1 pseudogene is annotated in these 468 nt (G+C 70.7%); it reads left to right on the top strand.

The annotated features are described in order from the left end of the window. Window positions 1–468, top strand: a pseudogene (locus D3D02_RS19510) (cytochrome B); the annotation flags it as partial.

Here is a 468-nt window from a genome sequence, read left to right on the forward strand (position 1 = left end):
CCACGACCGCGGCGTCCCGGTCGGGATGATCGAGTCCGCGGAGGGGGCGGAGGACTTCGCCGACTTCGCGCTGTGGACCGCGTGGTTCTCACACACCGACCGCCCGAACGCCGACCACTCGTACACCAACGAGTGGCCGTACGCGCCCGGCGCGGGCAACGACGCCACCGGGTCGGCGATGATCTGGAGCGTCATCGCCATGGTGCTGCTCGTCGGCGCCGCGGGCGCGGCGATCCTGCTGTACAAGTCGGTGAAGCTGCCCGAGCCGTCCGCGGAGGGGATCTCGGTCCCCGAGCCGGGCGACGTGAGCGTCTTCCCGAGCCAGCGCGCCGCGCTCCGGTTCATCCCCATCGCGGCGGGGCTGTTCCTCGCGCAGGTACTCCTGGGCGGCCTGCTCGCGCACTTCTACATCGAGCGGGCCGGCTTCTTCGGGATCGAACGGATCTTCGGGGTCCACATCCTCCAGCT

The sequence above is a fragment of the Halobellus sp. Atlit-38R genome, assembly GCF_003665925.1.
Classification (GTDB): domain Archaea; phylum Halobacteriota; class Halobacteria; order Halobacteriales; family Haloferacaceae; genus Haloquadratum; species Haloquadratum inordinatus.